The sequence below is a fragment of the Bacillus cereus group sp. BfR-BA-01453 genome (assembly GCF_022662915.1).
Lineage (GTDB): Bacteria > Bacillota > Bacilli > Bacillales > Bacillaceae_G > Bacillus_A > Bacillus_A paranthracis.
Genome location: NZ_JAKUEN010000020.1, coordinates 1 through 16,138, shown reverse-complemented (window position 1 = coordinate 16,138; position 16,138 = coordinate 1). Strand labels below are relative to the sequence as shown.

Genomic DNA, 16,138 nt, shown 5'->3' with positions numbered 1-16,138 from the left:
CCCTTCTTATCCCCCTATATAAGACATTTCAATTTTCGGACGATTTTTCGCACTTTCTTCTGTCCGTTCATCCGAATACCTATCTTTTCTATTCATCCATACATCTTGTATAACGCTTACTAACTCCTCATCCGAAAGATTTCCTCTAAGAAGTTCCCTTAGGTCGAGTCCCTCTGTCGCAAATAAGCAAGTATAAAACTTTCCATCTGCTGAAATTCTCGCTCTCGTACAAGAGGAACAAAAGGACTCAGAAACAGAAGTAATAAAACCGACTTCAACATTTGTTCCAACGTAACGATATCGCTTCGCAACTTCACCAAAATAATGTGCTTCAGCTGGCTCAAGCGGATACACGCGATGAATCATCTCAATTAACTCTCGCTTCGTAACAACTTGATCAAAATTCCATCCATTTGTACTACCAACATCCATAAACTCAATGAACCTAAGCGGGATTCCTTGCTCTTTAAAATACGCAGCCATCGGAAGTACTTGATGATCATTCATCCCTTTTTTCACAACCATGTTTACCTTTACATCAAGTCCGGCTTCTTTTGCAGCCATAATTCCCTTTATAACAGGATTTGTATTAATATTCCGGCCATTAATAGCCTTAAATACATCATCATCTATTGCATCCAAACTAACATTTACTCTATGTAATCCAGCTTCTTTTAATACTTTTGCTTGCTTTGTTAAATGAATTGCATTGGTCGTTAACCCTATATCTAATAGCCCGTCAATTTTCACGAGACGTGCAATAAGTTTTGCTAAATCTTTACGAAGTAGTGGCTCGCCACCAGTAAGTCTAATTTTTCGTACACCGATGCTAACAAATAGTTTTGCTAAACGCTCAATTTCATCAAACGTCAGTAAAAACTCATCTTTCAAAAAAGCATAATCTGGCCCAAACACTTCCGCTGGCATACAATATGTACATCTAAAATTGCAACGATCAATGACAGATATGCGTAAATCTTGAAGTGGGCGTCCAAAAAAATCTGTAACCATCTCCTGCATCGCCACCCTCCCTTTCTGCCAAATTTCTCTCTTTTCATTCTATTATAATATATTTTCGAACTGCGATGTTTTTGCTCAAGTGAATAAAGTAAAACTTTCCTAAACAATTAGATTACTTACAAATAACGAGATAAAAACCTTGAAGCATAAACGCCCCAAGGTTTTCTTCCTATTAACTTAATCTAATAATAGTTAAAGTAGCTCCTGGCGTTGTCGTAGATAATGTAGCAATTGCAACTACTCCAAATAACTGTAGACTAACAGCAGCTCCAGCAGGTAAATTAGCAATGATTGTCGCATTAAATGAACCTGTAGCTACCGCTGGTGAATTTATCGTTCCTGCAAGCGGACTACCATTTACAGTTATACGAGAACTTACAAGTAAAGAGGCTGTTAAATTTATTGTATAAGCTATATAGTAATTCCCCGCATTCGCAACCGTAAATACAGTATTCCCTCCGCTAACAGTAATTCCTGGTCCAATATTTTGATTGTTCGGCAACGGTACATTTGTACCACCTAATAAAACGGAAATAGCACTTCCTGATGTATTATTCGCAAACGCATACGTTGCAGTTGTACTAACTCCTGTGGCTCCTGTACTTCCCGTTGGACCGGTATCTCCCGTCACTCCTGTACTTCCTGTCAGGCCAGTTACTCCCGCGGCTCCCGTACTTCCCGTTGGACCCGTTACTCCGGTTGAACCCGTATTTCCCGTTGGACCCGTACTTCCCGTTGAACCCGTGACTCCTGTTGAACCCGTATTTCCCGTTGGACCCGTGACTCCCGTGGCTCCTGTACTTCCTGTCGGGCCGGTCACTCCTGTGGCTCCCGTACTTCCCGTTGATCCTGTTACTCCTGTTGGACCCGTATCTCCGGTTGGTCCTGTTACTCCCGTTGGACCCGTACTTCCCGTGGCTCCCGTATTTCCGATTGGTCCTGTTACTCCTGTGGCTCCTGTGACTCCCGTGGCTCCCGTGGCTCCCGTGGCTCCCGTGGCTCCCGTGGCTCCCGTACTTCCCGTCGGTCCTGTTACTCCTGTTGAACCCGTATTTCCCGTTGGACCCGTACTTCCCGTTGAACCCGTATTTCCGGTTGATCCTGTTACTCCGGTTGGACCCGTACTTCCCGTTGGCCCTGTACTTCCTGTCGGGCCGGTGATTCCTGTGGCTCCCGTACTTCCCGTTGGTCCTGTACTTCCTGTCGGGCCGGTGATTCCTGTGGCTCCCGTACTTCCCGTTGGTCCTGTATTTCCGGTTGAACCCGTATTTCCCGTTGGTCCTGTTACTCCAGTTGGACCCGTACTTCCCGTTGAACCCGTATCTCCTGTAGCTCCCGTATCTCCGGTTGGTCCTGTTACTCCGGTGGCTCCCGTACTTCCTGTCGGGCCGGTGGCTCCCGTATTTCCCGTTGGTCCTGTACTTCCGGTCGCGCCGGTTACTCCCGTGGCTCCCGTACTTCCCGTTATCCCTGTCATTCCAGTCGGTACTGGAGGGAAAGTAGGGCCGACAAGATCTGGGGATAACTTAAAATTAGAATTTATCAACCTCTGTATTTTTTGATTTTCATCATTTCCTTCCACTACTCCCACCACCTCCCAAAAATACAACTACAAAATATATTTCATATAAAGTGAAACTTTAATCAACCCTCACCAATCAGGCTTTTACGGGCAGCTCGCCCCCCACTTCTTTACTTTCGCTGAATTTTGAGGTGAGGTCTTACTGCCCGTTAAAGCGGGATAAAAACTCACCTTCTATTTGAATTGTATTTTTCAAATAGGCCTCCAATACTAATTTCCAAACAATTACTTCAATTTTTATGCTATAGATTTTCTTACAAATAAAAACTCCCCTACAATTTTAGGGGAGTCCAGCAACTGAATCCATATTATCTGTATTAGGGACAGCTTGTGCTATACCCGATGCATTTACACTTTGCCCCATATTTGTTCCTGTTACAGTACCAGCAGGAGTACCTCTCGTATACGTTGTTGTGACAGAATCTCCTGGCTGTAAACAAAGCTTCGTCTCCGTCCCTATTACTGTAACAACATCAATCCAAGTACACCCCATCGAACCACTATACGATTTCGAAGCAGTAAATGACGTATCACTCAGATTATCACCAGTAAATATATTCCCAGTGTTATTCACAATAACGAACTCTTTTATATGAGCAGGCATAATTACACTCTACCTTTCTTCTATGAGCCTAATGTACGTGTACTCGTTGCTAATGGCGGAAGAAACACCGATGTTCTAATGACCGCTTCTGGCTGTCTTTTCCCATTTAAAAAAATAGCCGCACTCGATCCTCCAGCACCTGCATACACTTTCGCTACAGCTAAAGGTGAGATATCATAACAATCGCCGACATTAACAGCCCCTGTATTATTTATAATTTTTACTTTCCGTAAGTTAATCCCCATTTACCTATCCCCCTTTTGTACACTGTATGCAAAAGAAAAAAACTTGAAACAGACTCGTTTCAAGTTTTTTAAACTACTTATTTGATTTCGCCTTCATATTGAAGCATACCGCCAACCATGTTCACTGTTTTAAAGCCTTGCTCATTTAAATAATGACATACATTTTCACTGCGCATTCCCGAACGGCAAATAAAGATATATTCATTCTCTTTATCAAAGAAATCTACTTTATTTGGGATATCACCCATTTTAATATGTACAGCTTCTGGAATTTTTCCTGCTGCTACTTCTTCATCTTCCCTTACGTCTACTAAAAATAACGTTTCTCCTTTTTCTAAACGCTCTTGCACTTCTTCTGTAGTAATTGTTTTCACTTCTGTCATATGTCGTTCCTCCTTATATACAATAAAACCTTTAATTTCTTCTTTAAACAACCATTTCTCATCAATTTTAGCATGCGAAAGAAAGAACGCAAAGAATAGGGAATTTATTTCTCAATTTTCTCGTAAAACTTATCCTTTACAAACATAACTCTTGCATTGTATCCTCAATATACTTGTTTTATGAAAGGAGCCAATGAAAATGACACTTTTTCTTTTCATTATGGGCATCATTTTCTTAATCGCTGCAATTATTGCTCTTAGTATGAAAAATAATAGAAAGATAAAATCACCACAAGAAATGTCATTCTTGTTTCTATTGCTTAGTATCGCCTTCTTCGGTATAGCAATTGCCACATATATTTTTCGTCTACAAATCATGTAAAAAAAGGTGCCTATTACATACATTGCACCTTTTTCACATCATTTATTTTCTACACAAAACTAGACACTTTCCGATTTAAAAATTCATAAACTTTCTTTTCAAACAAATGAACATCAAATACTCCCGCCATATGCCCATTTATACTCTCTATCTCATATACTTCCGCATACTTCCCTTGTCTTTGCAATAGGTCTACCATTTTATAATTATAACGTGAAGGCTGAAGCAAATCTTGTTTACACGGAATCATAAGTACATTTGCTTCTATATTAGACAGTGCGTCTTCTAAAGACGAAAATCCATGTGCAATATCATGTAATAAAACTGCTTTTGCAGTGTACATCCACGAATTTGCATCTACTAAAGCTATACTTCTATTTGTCACTTTGTTAATTTCTTTCTCAAATGATGTTAATGCAGAAAATGTTTCATAAGGCTCTTTCTCTATACTATTACGAGGAAATGTCGTTTCGTAAAAATGCTCGTCAAACGCGTTCATAAACATCATTCTATTTGCTAACTGAAGCCCCTTCATTGGCTGCTCTTCTCCATATTTTCCGCCCTTCCAACTTGGATCCAGCTTGATAGCCTCAATTGCATTTTGCGCTACATTTACCGACGTAATAATTGGATTTTGCGGGTTCGTAATAACACCAATCATCCGCTCTACCATATGAGGATAATGAACAGCCCATTGCTGCGCAATCATCCCGCCAGCTGACGGGCCCATTACAGCATGTAGCCTTGCGATTCCCATATCTTTTATTAACTCATATTGCATACGAGCTACATCAAGAAATGTAAAAACCGGAAAATCTATCGCATATTCATCTCCAGTTTTCGGATTAATCGATTTCGGTCCCGTTGTAATTACATAAGGGTTCTTCACCTGCACATTACAAATATTATCAGTGCATATAACGAAGTATTTATTTGTATCAATTGCTTTTCCCGGTCCAATTAAACCATCCCACCAACCAGACTCCTCATCATGCGCTGTATATTTTCCTGCTGCGTGACTAGTTGCACTAAAATAATGACAAACCAAAATCGTATTTGACCTTTCTCTATTTAAAGTACCATACGTCTCATACCCCATTTGAACAGGAATTGTCCTACCATTTTCAAATGTAAACTCCTTTAAAATAAATTTCTCCTTTTTTACAATTTGCACAGACTCGCCCTCTTCTCGTCATAGTATGTACTGCTTACTAAAGGATTTTTTCTATGCAAACCCATCTCCTCCTTCTTTTCATAAATAAATGAATAATATACAAAATTAGCCACAAAATAGCACTATATTACACAATCAAAGAGGGCATACATATGATTTGGAATTGGCTACGTAAGAAAAAAAAATCAAATACAACAGAGAAAAACGAAACAGATAACTCAGAGCAACACCCTAACAATCAAGAGGATAATAGCAAACAACAGACTAGAAGTATGAAACATAATAAAGATAGCAATGGCGAGCAACCAAAAGAGGAGCACAAGGAGTCTTCCAAAGATAAGAAGCAAAACAAATCGAATCAGAAACAGCAACAAAGTGCTAAACAAGACGAATCTTCTCAAGGACAACAACACTCTAAACAAAACAAATCAGATCAACAGCAGCATTCTAAACAAGACAACTCAGATCAAGATCAACAGCAGCATTCTAAGCAAGACAACTCGGAGCAAGATCAACAGCAGCATTCTAAGCAAGACAACTCGGAGCAAAATCAACAGCAACATTCCAAGCAAGACAACTCGGAGCAAGATCAACAACAACAACAACACTCTAAACACAACAACTCAGATCAAGGGCAGCAGCAACAAAATTCTAAAGGTAATAGTATTTATGATTTTACGAAACCAGAAAAAGAACATATTCATTCTCTACAAGATTTAATAGAGAAGCTCAAACAGTCTAGTGATTTTGTTAATTATCACACATCTGACGATGAAACGATGCCTTATTGGATTTCTTACTATCGTCCTTCGCTTGATGGAGAGAAATTACAAAAATATTTAATGCCCACTCTTTTAGAACGACCTTGTGCTTCACTAGAAGAGCTAAAAGAACATATTCCAATGAGTGGCATTACAATTACGAACGACTTACAAAAAATTGAAGATATGGTTTTAAAGGGGCATGCGATTATTCAGTTGAATCAGAAAGATCAAAAATGTATGCTCGCAAATATTGCAATTGATAATTATCGTGCACCAACTCCTCCTTTAAATGAATCGACTGTTATTGGTCCGCAAGAAGGTTTTGTAGAGGATATTGATACAAACATAAATTTAGTACGAAAACGTCTTCCTGTTTTAGATTTACAAACAAAAGAGATGATTATCGGTGAGTTTTCCAAAACAAAAGTTGTCATGATGTATTTAGACAACCTTGCTGAAAAAGATAATGTTGATTTTCTAGAGGAGTCTTTACGTGCTCTTGAATATGATCAAATTAATGATAGTGCTTATTTACAAGAATTGATGGGAGAAAAGTCGATTTTCCCTCTCTATATCAATACAGAACGCACTGATAGAGTTACAAAAGCACTAATCGATGGGAAAATCGCTATTTTTGTGGATGGCTCTCCAAGTGTTTTACTAACACCTGTATCCTATTTCGATTTTTTCATTTCCCCAGAAGACTATAACGTCTCCTGGATGTATGCTACATTTTCAAGGGTTTTAAGATTAATTGCCGTTCTATTTTCAATTTGCGCTACACCGTTATACGTTGCAGTTTTAAATTATCATTATGAACTCATTCCGAGTGATTTACTTGAAACTTTAATTTTATCAAGGGCGCAAGTACCATTCCCGCCTTTAATTGAAGCACTCTTTTTAGAACTCGCAATCGATTTACTGAGAGAAGCTGGCGCGAGGTTACCGATGAAAGTTGGTCAAACGCTCGGTATTGTAGGCGGTATCGTAATTGGGCAAGCATCTGTACAAGCTGGTTTAACGAGTAATATTTTATTAATTATCGTTGCCTTATCAGCACTCGCCTCCTTTATTACACCTATTTATAAAATGGGTAATGCGGTTCGACTACTACGTTTTCCTTTTCTTATGTTTGCAGAAATAGGCGGATTGTTCGGGATTTCTCTTGGATTTATCTTTTTATTTACTCATCTATTTAGACTTACTTCCTTACGTAAGCCGTACGCTTTGTTTTATCCGACAAGACAACAGTCTGTTAAAGACTCTTGGATTCGTTTTCCTTTAACAATGATTGATACACGGGATGTACAAGCAAGGCCACAACATGTAAAAAAAGCAGCGAAAGGAATTTCAACAAAACATAGATCAGACTTTGATGATTAAGAAATGAGGTGCATTCGATGAGTAAAGTTCAAGAAAAATATCAAATATCTCCTATTTTCGTTTTCTTCTTAATTCACGGTGCACAGTTCGGTGCTGGCGTTCTCGGCTTCGCTCGAATCACCGCAAAGGCCGCTGGATACGACGGCTGGATGGGCGTTGTAATCACAGGACTCTGTATCCATCTTCTTATATGGATGATGTATTTTTTATTAAAAGAAACAAATGGAAATTTAATTGATTTACAACGACAAACGTTTGGAAAGTGGATAGGGAATATCTTTAATATCATCTTTGCAGCTTATTTTTTAATCGTCAGTATTTCGGTCATTCGAACGTATGTTGAAATTATTCAAGTATGGATGTTCCCAACTGCTTCCACGTGGATGTTAACACTCTTTTTATGCTTAGTTAGCTATTACATTGTCTCTTCTGGATTTCGTGTCATTACCGGTATTTGCGTCATCTCTGTTGGTGGTACATTGGGATATTTATTTTTAAGCTTATTCGTTTTGAAATATTCACATTGGGAGAATTTACTGCCTATATTCACACATTCTTTTTCAGACATTTTAAAATCCGCTCAAGTGTCAATCTACAGTATGACTGGTTTTGAGATTTACCTCATGGTGTATCCATTTGTGAAAAAGCCTATGCAATCTCATAAATACGCTCAGCTTGGAGCACTATTTTCAAATCTTCTATATGTATTTAGCACCATTTTAGCTTTTGCATTTTTTAGTGAAAAACAATTGTTAAAAACGATATGGCCCCAACTTTCTATGACCCAAGTCATTCAATTACCGTTTATAGAAAGACTCGAATATATTGCAATTTCAGGCTATGCACTCGTTATTATTTCAAGTTTTATCCTCCCTTTATGGGCAGCAACGAGAGCAACACATGAAATATTCCGTGTAAAACAAAGAGGTGTTTTAATCGCTTTTATGTTTATCACTCTCATTGTTTCACAACTTTTAACAAACAGACACGATATTAATAATTTTATTAGTAATGCATCAAAGGGGAGTTTTTGGCTTATTTATGTATACATCCCAATCCTATTTATTATTGTGTGGGTGAAAAGAAAATGGAAAAAATCAAAAGCAAATTAATGCTTATTTCTTGTATAGTACTTTTTAGTTTAACTGGATGTTTACAAAAAAATATTATCGATGACGTACACCTTATACAAGGAACTGTCTTTGATGTAGCAAAAGATAATAAAATAAAGGTAACATTTGTTTGTCCTATTCAGCAAAAAGGTAACAAAGTTCAAGTTTTTGAAGGGACAGCAAATGCGGTAAAACAAGTAAAAGCAGACACATCTTTAGAGTCTTCTCAACCATTTGCCAGCGGACAAATGCGTGTTTCTCTATTTACCCTCCGAATTGCAAAAAAAGGAATGGTTGCTTCCTTCGATACATTAATTCGTGATGTAAATATCGGAAATGCCTTATATGTTGCTTTACTCGACGGCAATGGTACTGAACTTTTAAAAGGAAAGTACACGACTTCATCTAACGTTGCAATTTATATAAAAAAAATGCTCGAACATAATATGAAGACAGGTCCTTTACCAACAGATAATCTGCATATAGGAGCATTCCGTTATTATCAAGAAGGGCAAGACTACTATATTCCAATTCTAAAGAAACATGGTGATAAAATAAAAATCACGGGAATTGGTCTTTTTAAAAAAGATAAATATGTTGGTAAAATCGCGGAAAAAGATATGTTTGTATTTAAAGGATTGTTAGAAGAACATAAGTTAGATTCACATGAATTTAAAGCAGATCCTGGGTACGTAATGATTAACAATATTCGTTCTGTTCCAACATACGATATAAAAATAAAAAACGGAAAGCCCTCCTTTTCCATTCATGTGAAGCTTGATGCCCGTATTCAAGAAGTATCGAAACAAATTAACTTAGAGAATGCTAAGAACACAACAAAGATTGAGAAGGTCGTTCAAAAACAATTAAATACACAAGCTGCTAAATTAATTAAGCAGTTTAAATCTTTAGGCGTCGATCCGCTCGGGCTAGGTGCTAAATATAAGCAACATTATCGCCCATTCAAGTTAGAGGAGTGGAAACAAATGTACAAAGATGTTCCAGTTACTATAAAATACACCGTAAATATTACAAATTCTGGTGTAATTGAATGAGAAATGATTGAACTCCTCTCTCCAGCATGATACAACGGAAAGAGGAGTTTTTATTTTAGATAGAGAGAGAAGATATTTATGGGGGAGCTTATGTCTAAAAAATTAGTAAAGCCTATTTTAAATGGTATTTTATTTCTCGGCGTCTTTTTATTTGCTCATACATATTTAAAAAATGTTTCCTTCACACGTTATTTACTTGTCGTTATACCAATGTTGCTCGTTGGTATGTTTGGCATCGACCTTATTTTATCCATTTTAATAAAAGAAGAAAAATAACGAGCAGGGCCGTCCCAAAAGTATTCCGGGATGGCTTTCTTTTATTAATGGGTTATGTTTTGACGTTTATTCGATATAGTCTTTCCCTATCTTAACTAAAAGCTAAAACTTTTGGACAGTCCCTTTTCATTTCATAATCACCCTATGTTACAATGAGATTCGGACAAAGCGAGAAAGGATGAAACAACATGACAAACGAAAAAGGTTTAGATAAAGGATACGAACTTGTTGCAAAAATGCATAAAGAGTTCGGACACCCTGTGACAAATACTCCAACAAAACTAACAGAAGAACGTGCAAAAATCCGTGCGAGTTTTATGCAAGAAGAGCTAGAAGAATTTCTGGAAGCAACGACTGTTGAAGATCAATATGATGCACTGATTGACCTTATTTACTTTGCATTCGGCACGTTTGCCGAAATGGGCGTACGTCCTGATAAAGGATTCGAAATTGTAAATAACGCAAACATGGCAAAACTATTCCCTGATGGAAAACCTCGATTCCGTGAAGGCGACGGCAAAATTCTAAAACCTGAAGGCTGGCAAGCACCAGAACCACAACTTCGTGCTGAAATCGAACGTCAACGCCAAGAAGCTGAAAAAAACTGCTAGGATTTCCTAGCAGTTTTTTATTATGTCTTTTTTTCTGGCAATCATTAATGACCCACGTGTCCCGCGTGTCCTGCTGCTCCACTAATGCTAGCCGCTCCTGCAGCTGCTCCTGCTGCTCCTGCTCCAATTCCACCTGTCCAAGGAGAAGATTGTTGTTGATACTGTTGGTATTGTTGGTGTTGTTGGTGTTGTTGGTGTTGTTGGCCTTGGTAACCTTGATGACCATGTTGACCTTGGTGGCCGTGGTGACCTTGGTGACCTTGGTGACCTTGATGACCGTGGTGACCTTGATGGCCGTGGTGGCCTTGATGACCATGTTGACCTTGATGGCCGTGGTGGCCGTGGTGGCCATGGTGATCTTGATGAATTTGATAAAGAACAGCCTGCGGATGTATATGATGGTGTCCGTGGTGATGTACTTGTTGTTGATGATGTCCATGATGACCGTGGTGACCTTGGTGGTGATGGTGTCCATGATGGCCATGGTGACCTTGGTGGTGATGGTGTCCATGATGGCCATGGTGACCTTGGTGATGATGTCCATGATGACCGTCGTGGTGGCCATGGTGACCGTAAAAACCTTGTGGATAACCACCTACTCCGCCTGCCACAACACCTACTCCCGGTACCGGAAATCCTGTTTGTACTCCTCCAACGAAAGATGGGAATGTAGTTGGTACGCCTACTGGTACTCCTCCCGCTGCTCCGCCTACAAATGTTGGGATTCCTGTTTGCACTCCAGCTACTGATGATGGAAATCCTCCTGTTAATGTTGGAATTCCAGTTTGTGCTCCAGCTACTGATGTGGAAAATCCTCCAGGCGCTCCGCCCATCCAGCTCGGAATTCCACCGTATCCTTGTTGGCCAGCCCCTCCCATTAACATCATTTGTTCATAACTATCCGATCCACCTCCGAAAAATCCATGTGGTGCATTATTGTCTATCCCTTTCATTCCTTTCACCTCTTCTACTCATTTTAGCCTACCTTTTTTATCATATTTCCTATAGAAAAATAGGTGTTTGTCTGTATTGGAATTCCGCTCTTTTATTTGTACGTATTGGAATAATTGAAAACTTAGACTAGGGTGATCCAGAAATTATTTTCTACACAAAAAAGCTCAGAGTATAAGCGCTCTGAGCTTTTCTTTCATTCATTAGTTTGCAACAACGTTAACAAGTTTTCCAGGAACTACAATTACTTTACGAACTGTTTTCCCTTCAATTTGGTCCTTAATTGCTTCAAGTGCAAGTTGTTCCATTTCTTCTTTTGATGCGTCTTTACTCATTGTTAGTTTTGCGCGAACTTTACCCATAACTTGAACAACGATTTCAACTTCATCTTCTACAAGTTTAGACTCATCAAATGTTGGCCAGCTTGCATATGTGATTGTTTCATTGTATCCAAGTTTGCTCCATAGCTCTTCCCCGATGTGAGGTGCAACTGGTGCAATCATTTTTACGAAACCTTCTACATATTCTTTCGGAAGTGTTTCAGCTTTGTATGCATCGTTGATGAATACCATCATTTGAGAAATCGCTGTGTTGAAGCGAAGCTCTGCATAGTCTTCTGTTACTTTCTTCACTGTTTGGTGGTAAGCTTTTTCAAGCTCTTTATTTGGTGCATCAGTAATTTTCTCACTTAATTCACCATTATCTTGAACGAATAGACGCCATACGCGGTCTAGGAAACGACGAGCTCCGTCAAGACCATTTTCAGACCAAGCGATTGAAGCATCTAATGGTCCCATGAACATTTCGTATAGACGAAGTGTATCTGCACCGTGGCTTGCTACGATATCATCAGGGTTTACAACGTTACCTTTTGATTTACTCATTTTCTCGTTGTTTTCACCTAGAATCATACCTTGGTTGAATAATTGTTGGAACGGCTCTTTCGTTGGAACTACACCGATATCGTATAATACTTTATGCCAGAAACGAGCATATAGTAAGTGAAGTACAGCGTGCTCTGCTCCGCCGATATAAATATCAACTGGAAGCCATTGTTTTACTTTTTCAGGATCTACAAGTGCTTCGCTATTGTTTGGATCGATGTAACGTAAGTAATACCAGCAGCTACCAGCCCATTGTGGCATTGTGTTCGTTTCACGACGACCTTTTTTACCAGTCTCAGGATCAACAACATTTACCCACTCGTCAATGTTAGCAAGTGGTGATTCACCTGTACCTGAAGGACGGATGTTGTCTGTTTTCGGAAGAACTAATGGTAATTCTTCTTCTTTTACAGCTGTCATTGTGCCATCTTCCCAGTGAATAACTGGAATTGGTTCACCCCAGTAACGTTGACGGCTGAATAACCAGTCACGTAGACGGTATGTTACTTTTTGATTTCCTGCGCTCGTTACTTCAAGCCATTCAATCATTTTTGCGATTGCTTCTTCTTTATTTAAACCATCAAGGAATGCTGAGTTTACGTGTTCACCATCACCTGTGTATGCTTCTTTCGTAATGTCTCCGCCTTTTACAACTTCCTTCATTGGAAGATTGAACGTTGATGCAAATTCATAGTCACGCTCATCATGAGCTGGAACTGCCATTACAGCACCTGTTCCGTAAGTTGCAAGAACGTAATCAGCGATCCAGATTGGTAATTTCTCACCATTTACTGGGTTAACTGCGTAAGCACCAGTGAATACACCAGTTTTCTCTTTCGCAAGTTCTGTACGCTCTAAATCACTCTTCATTTTTACAGAATTAATGTAAGTTTCTACAGCTTCTTTTTGTTCAGCAGTTGTAATATCAGCAACAAGTGCATGTTCTGGAGCAAGTACACAGTAGCTTGCACCGAATAATGTATCAGGACGCGTTGTGAAAACTGTGAACTTCTCGTCTGTACCATCGATATTGAAGTGTACTTCGGCACCTTCAGAACGACCGATCCAGTTACGTTGCATATCTTTTAAGCTTTCTGGCCAATCAAGCTCATCTAGATCTTCTAATAGACGATCTCCGTAAGCTGTAATTTTTAACATCCACTGTCTCATCGGACGACGCTCAACTGGATGTCCACCGCGCTCACTCTTACCGTCAATGATTTCTTCGTTTGCAAGTACTGTACCAAGTGCTGGACACCAGTTTACAGGTACTTCATCAACGTAAGCTAAGCCTTTTTCAAATAGTTTTAGGAAAATCCATTGTGTCCACTTGTAGTAGTTTGGATCTGTTGTATTTACTTCACGGTCCCAATCGTAAGAGAAACCTAATGATTTAATTTGGTTACGGAATGTATTAATATTATGCTCTGTAAATTCAGCTGGGCTGTTTCCAGTATCAAGTGCATATTGCTCTGCTGGAAGACCGAATGCATCCCATCCCATTGGATGAAGAACGTTATATCCTTGCATACGCTTCATACGAGATAAAATATCTGTTGCTGTATAACCTTCTGGATGTCCTACGTGTAAGCCTGCACCTGATGGATATGGGAACATATCTAGTGCATAAAATTTTGGTTTTTCTGTCTCATCTGGCGTACGGAATGTTTTATTCTCTTCCCAGTACCCTTGCCACTTCTTCTCAATTTCTTGATGATTAAAGCTCATGAGATACCCTCCTTGAAATTCTATTTATTTTCACCGCCCAAAATACAAAAAACCTCTCATCCCTAGAAAGGGACGAGAGGTTATAGATTCCCGCGGTACCACCCTAAATTAATGTACAAATATACATTCGCTTAGATCCGTAACGTGGATTAACGGCAATTGCTACTATTAATTTCACAACTGCAACTCAAAGGCGAGTTCATAACGAAACGTGGATTGACTTGCACCGACCGTCAACTCTCTAAACCAGCTTCTATTACTACTACTCCTTCTCACTGTTATTACACATATGAGTTAATTTGAACTACCCTCCACTTCGTATCTCTAAAGAGCTTACTTAAAGCGGGGCTTCTCGGTTAATCGTTACTTTTCATAACTAACGAATTCGTCTTAAGACAGCCGAGCTATCTCCCTTGTTCGAAAGGTTGTTTTATTTAAATATATTCTAAAACATGTGAACATGTTCCGTCAAACTAAACTGCAATTTTTTCTTCAACTGTTTCTTCTACTTTTACTCGTTTATCATAAATACTCGTTGCGATAAGCGCTACTACAAGCATTACCATGATTGCTATAAACAATACTTCCATATTGTATAAATCCACAATTGCTCCGCCAACGACCGGCCCGAACATTTTCCCTACAGTCGCCGCACTATTTACAACACCTTGATAAAACCCTAACTTATCTTTTGGCGCAAGTATATTTGCAATCGTTGGAACTGCTGGCCATACGAATAACTCACCAATTGTTAATGTTACCATCGCAACGAGGAACATCGTAAATTGCTGCGCTTGACTTAATACAATGAATGACACTGCAAAAATAAGAATCCCAATCATAATTTGTTGTTTTAACGAACGCTTCATCCAGCGAATTAACATACTAACTAGTGGCTGTGCACAAACGATCATCGCTCCGTTTATCGTCCATAATAAACTATAGTGACGAAGACTAATATTTAACTCTTGCATATGTGTCGCAATTGCTCCTTGCCACTGTACGTATGTAACCCAGCATAAAGCATATGCTACACATACGATAAGAAGTGCTTTGAATCCAGGTGTAAGCGACCAACCTTTTTTCGTTTCAACTTCTTTTTGCACTCCTGGCTCTTTCTTATCTTCCATACCACGGAATCCAATAAAAGCAATTAAGAAGAAAACAAAGTATAAAATAAAGTTTGCTAAGAAAATATAATCAAAACGATACGATGCAACTAATCCACCACACGCTGTTCCAATCGCAATACCAACGTTTTGTCCAACATACATCGCATTAAATGCTCGTCTTCCGCCCTCTGGCCAAACCGTACCAACCATCGCATACATCGATGGGAAGACCATTCCAGAACCAAAGCCGATTAACGCTAGCCACACAACATATAACGGCCAACCGTGGAAGAACACAAGACCTAAAATCGATACGAGTGTAATGACAATCCCTACTAAAGTTGATTTATAACCGCCCCATTTATCAAATAAAACACCGCCGAGCAAGTTTCCGATTACACCAGTAAGCGAGTTGATCATTAATACCATTCCGGCCACAGATAAAGATTTCCCTAGGTGATCATGCAAATAAATTGTATTAAAAGGCCATAAAAAAGAAGCACCCGTGACATTAATAATCATCCCAGCTACTAATAGCCATACTTTCCTTGGCATAGTCTCCCCTCCTATTCTATTTTTTCGTTCATCTATAACAGTAAAATTGTAGTCGTTTTTAAATAGGAAGGCAACTGATTAATAGTTGATGAAATTCAGATAATGGTTTCTCGGTAAATGAAATTATATTAATTGCTGTTTGAAAATATATCAGCGATTTTGGAAATATATCGGCGCAACTCGAAATATATCAGCGATTATCAAATTATATCGGTTCCGTCAAGAAGTCTGTGTAATTTGATAAGGCCCAATACATTGGTTTATCCAGTATGAATTTATAATGATTTGGTATGTGAAAAGTGAAGCTAGCTTCACTT

The 16,138-nt window shown here is 39.0% G+C and carries 15 protein-coding genes and 1 other annotated feature; of the genes, 6 read left to right on the top strand and 9 right to left on the bottom strand.

Annotation, left to right across the window (positions count from 1 at the left end; translation table 11 throughout):
- Positions 1 to 6 precede the first annotated feature (6 nt).
- The 5 genes from moaA to MR070_RS24290 all read right to left on the bottom strand — a co-directional run bounded on the left by moaA (position 7) and on the right by MR070_RS24290 (position 3,834).
- The gene (gene moaA, locus MR070_RS24310; protein ID WP_242262127.1) at positions 7 to 1,020 is read right to left on the bottom strand and encodes a GTP 3',8-cyclase MoaA; all 1,014 of its coding nucleotides are present in this window, start codon (positions 1,018 to 1,020) and stop codon (positions 7 to 9) included.
- 172 nt (positions 1,021 to 1,192) lie between these two features.
- The gene (locus tag MR070_RS24305) at positions 1,193 to 2,602 is read right to left on the bottom strand and encodes a BclA C-terminal domain-containing protein (RefSeq protein ID WP_242262126.1); all 1,410 of its coding nucleotides are present in this window, start codon (positions 2,600 to 2,602) and stop codon (positions 1,193 to 1,195) included.
- Positions 2,603 to 2,882: 280 nt separating this feature from the next.
- The gene (locus tag MR070_RS24300) at positions 2,883 to 3,206 is read right to left on the bottom strand and encodes a hypothetical protein (RefSeq protein ID WP_001110853.1); all 324 of its coding nucleotides are present in this window, start codon (positions 3,204 to 3,206) and stop codon (positions 2,883 to 2,885) included.
- A gap of 20 nt (positions 3,207 to 3,226) precedes the next feature.
- The gene (locus tag MR070_RS24295) at positions 3,227 to 3,451 is read right to left on the bottom strand and encodes a spore germination protein (protein WP_000512463.1); all 225 of its coding nucleotides are present in this window, start codon (positions 3,449 to 3,451) and stop codon (positions 3,227 to 3,229) included.
- 77 nt (positions 3,452 to 3,528) lie between these two features.
- The gene (locus MR070_RS24290; RefSeq protein ID WP_000141202.1) at positions 3,529 to 3,834 is read right to left on the bottom strand and encodes a rhodanese-like domain-containing protein; all 306 of its coding nucleotides are present in this window, start codon (positions 3,832 to 3,834) and stop codon (positions 3,529 to 3,531) included.
- Between the two features lie 199 nt (positions 3,835 to 4,033).
- Here MR070_RS24290 and MR070_RS24285 point away from each other — a divergent pair, with 199 nt between their 5' ends.
- Complete coding sequence (locus tag MR070_RS24285) at positions 4,034 to 4,216, top strand: hypothetical protein (RefSeq protein ID WP_000171883.1); 183 nt, start codon at positions 4,034 to 4,036, stop codon at positions 4,214 to 4,216.
- A 49-nt stretch (positions 4,217 to 4,265) separates the two neighbouring features.
- Here the strand turns inward: MR070_RS24285 and MR070_RS24280 are convergent, their stop codons facing one another.
- Complete coding sequence (locus MR070_RS24280; protein WP_242262125.1) at positions 4,266 to 5,390, bottom strand: homoserine O-acetyltransferase family protein; 1,125 nt, start codon at positions 5,388 to 5,390, stop codon at positions 4,266 to 4,268.
- Positions 5,391 to 5,542: 152 nt separating this feature from the next.
- On the opposite strand from MR070_RS24280, the gene MR070_RS24275 reads away from it, so the two are divergent.
- The 5 genes from MR070_RS24275 (at position 5,543) to MR070_RS24255 (ending at position 10,591) form a co-directional block, all read left to right on the top strand.
- Positions 5,543 to 7,537: a spore germination protein gene (locus MR070_RS24275; RefSeq protein WP_242262124.1), complete on the top strand. Its 1,995-nt coding sequence runs from the start codon at positions 5,543 to 5,545 to the stop codon at positions 7,535 to 7,537.
- A gap of 17 nt (positions 7,538 to 7,554) precedes the next feature.
- Positions 7,555 to 8,649: a spore germination protein gene (locus MR070_RS24270; RefSeq protein ID WP_242262123.1), complete on the top strand. Its 1,095-nt coding sequence runs from the start codon at positions 7,555 to 7,557 to the stop codon at positions 8,647 to 8,649.
- Entirely contained in the window at positions 8,625 to 9,704 is a 1,080-nt protein-coding gene (locus MR070_RS24265; protein ID WP_000411385.1) for a Ger(x)C family spore germination protein, read from the top strand. The genes MR070_RS24270 and MR070_RS24265 overlap by 25 nt, the downstream gene beginning before the upstream one ends.
- 90 nt (positions 9,705 to 9,794) lie before the next feature.
- Positions 9,795 to 9,980 carry a hypothetical protein gene (locus tag MR070_RS24260; protein ID WP_000038782.1) on the top strand — a complete coding sequence of 62 codons (186 nt, stop codon included), beginning with the start codon at positions 9,795 to 9,797 and terminating at the stop codon, positions 9,978 to 9,980.
- 188 nt (positions 9,981 to 10,168) lie between these two features.
- A complete protein-coding gene (locus MR070_RS24255; protein WP_000180559.1) occupies positions 10,169 to 10,591 on the top strand; it encodes a pyrophosphohydrolase domain-containing protein in 423 nt (140 codons plus the stop codon).
- Positions 10,592 to 10,635: 44 nt separating this feature from the next.
- On the opposite strand, the gene MR070_RS24250 is transcribed toward MR070_RS24255, so the two are convergent.
- From MR070_RS24250 to MR070_RS24240, 3 genes are all read right to left on the bottom strand, one after another.
- Positions 10,636 to 11,544 carry a hypothetical protein gene (locus tag MR070_RS24250; protein ID WP_242262122.1) on the bottom strand — a complete coding sequence of 303 codons (909 nt, stop codon included), beginning with the start codon at positions 11,542 to 11,544 and terminating at the stop codon, positions 10,636 to 10,638.
- A gap of 201 nt (positions 11,545 to 11,745) precedes the next feature.
- Positions 11,746 to 14,154, bottom strand: a complete 2,409-nt coding sequence (gene leuS, locus MR070_RS24245) for a leucine--tRNA ligase (protein ID WP_242262121.1) — start codon at positions 14,152 to 14,154, stop codon at positions 11,746 to 11,748.
- 65 nt (positions 14,155 to 14,219) lie between these two features.
- Positions 14,220 to 14,439: a binding site (T-box leader), on the bottom strand.
- Between the two features lie 188 nt (positions 14,440 to 14,627).
- Positions 14,628 to 15,821, bottom strand: coding sequence for an MDR family MFS transporter (locus MR070_RS24240; protein WP_001137564.1), 1,194 nt, complete (start codon positions 15,819 to 15,821; stop codon positions 14,628 to 14,630).
- Positions 15,822 to 16,138: the final 317 nt, after the last annotated feature.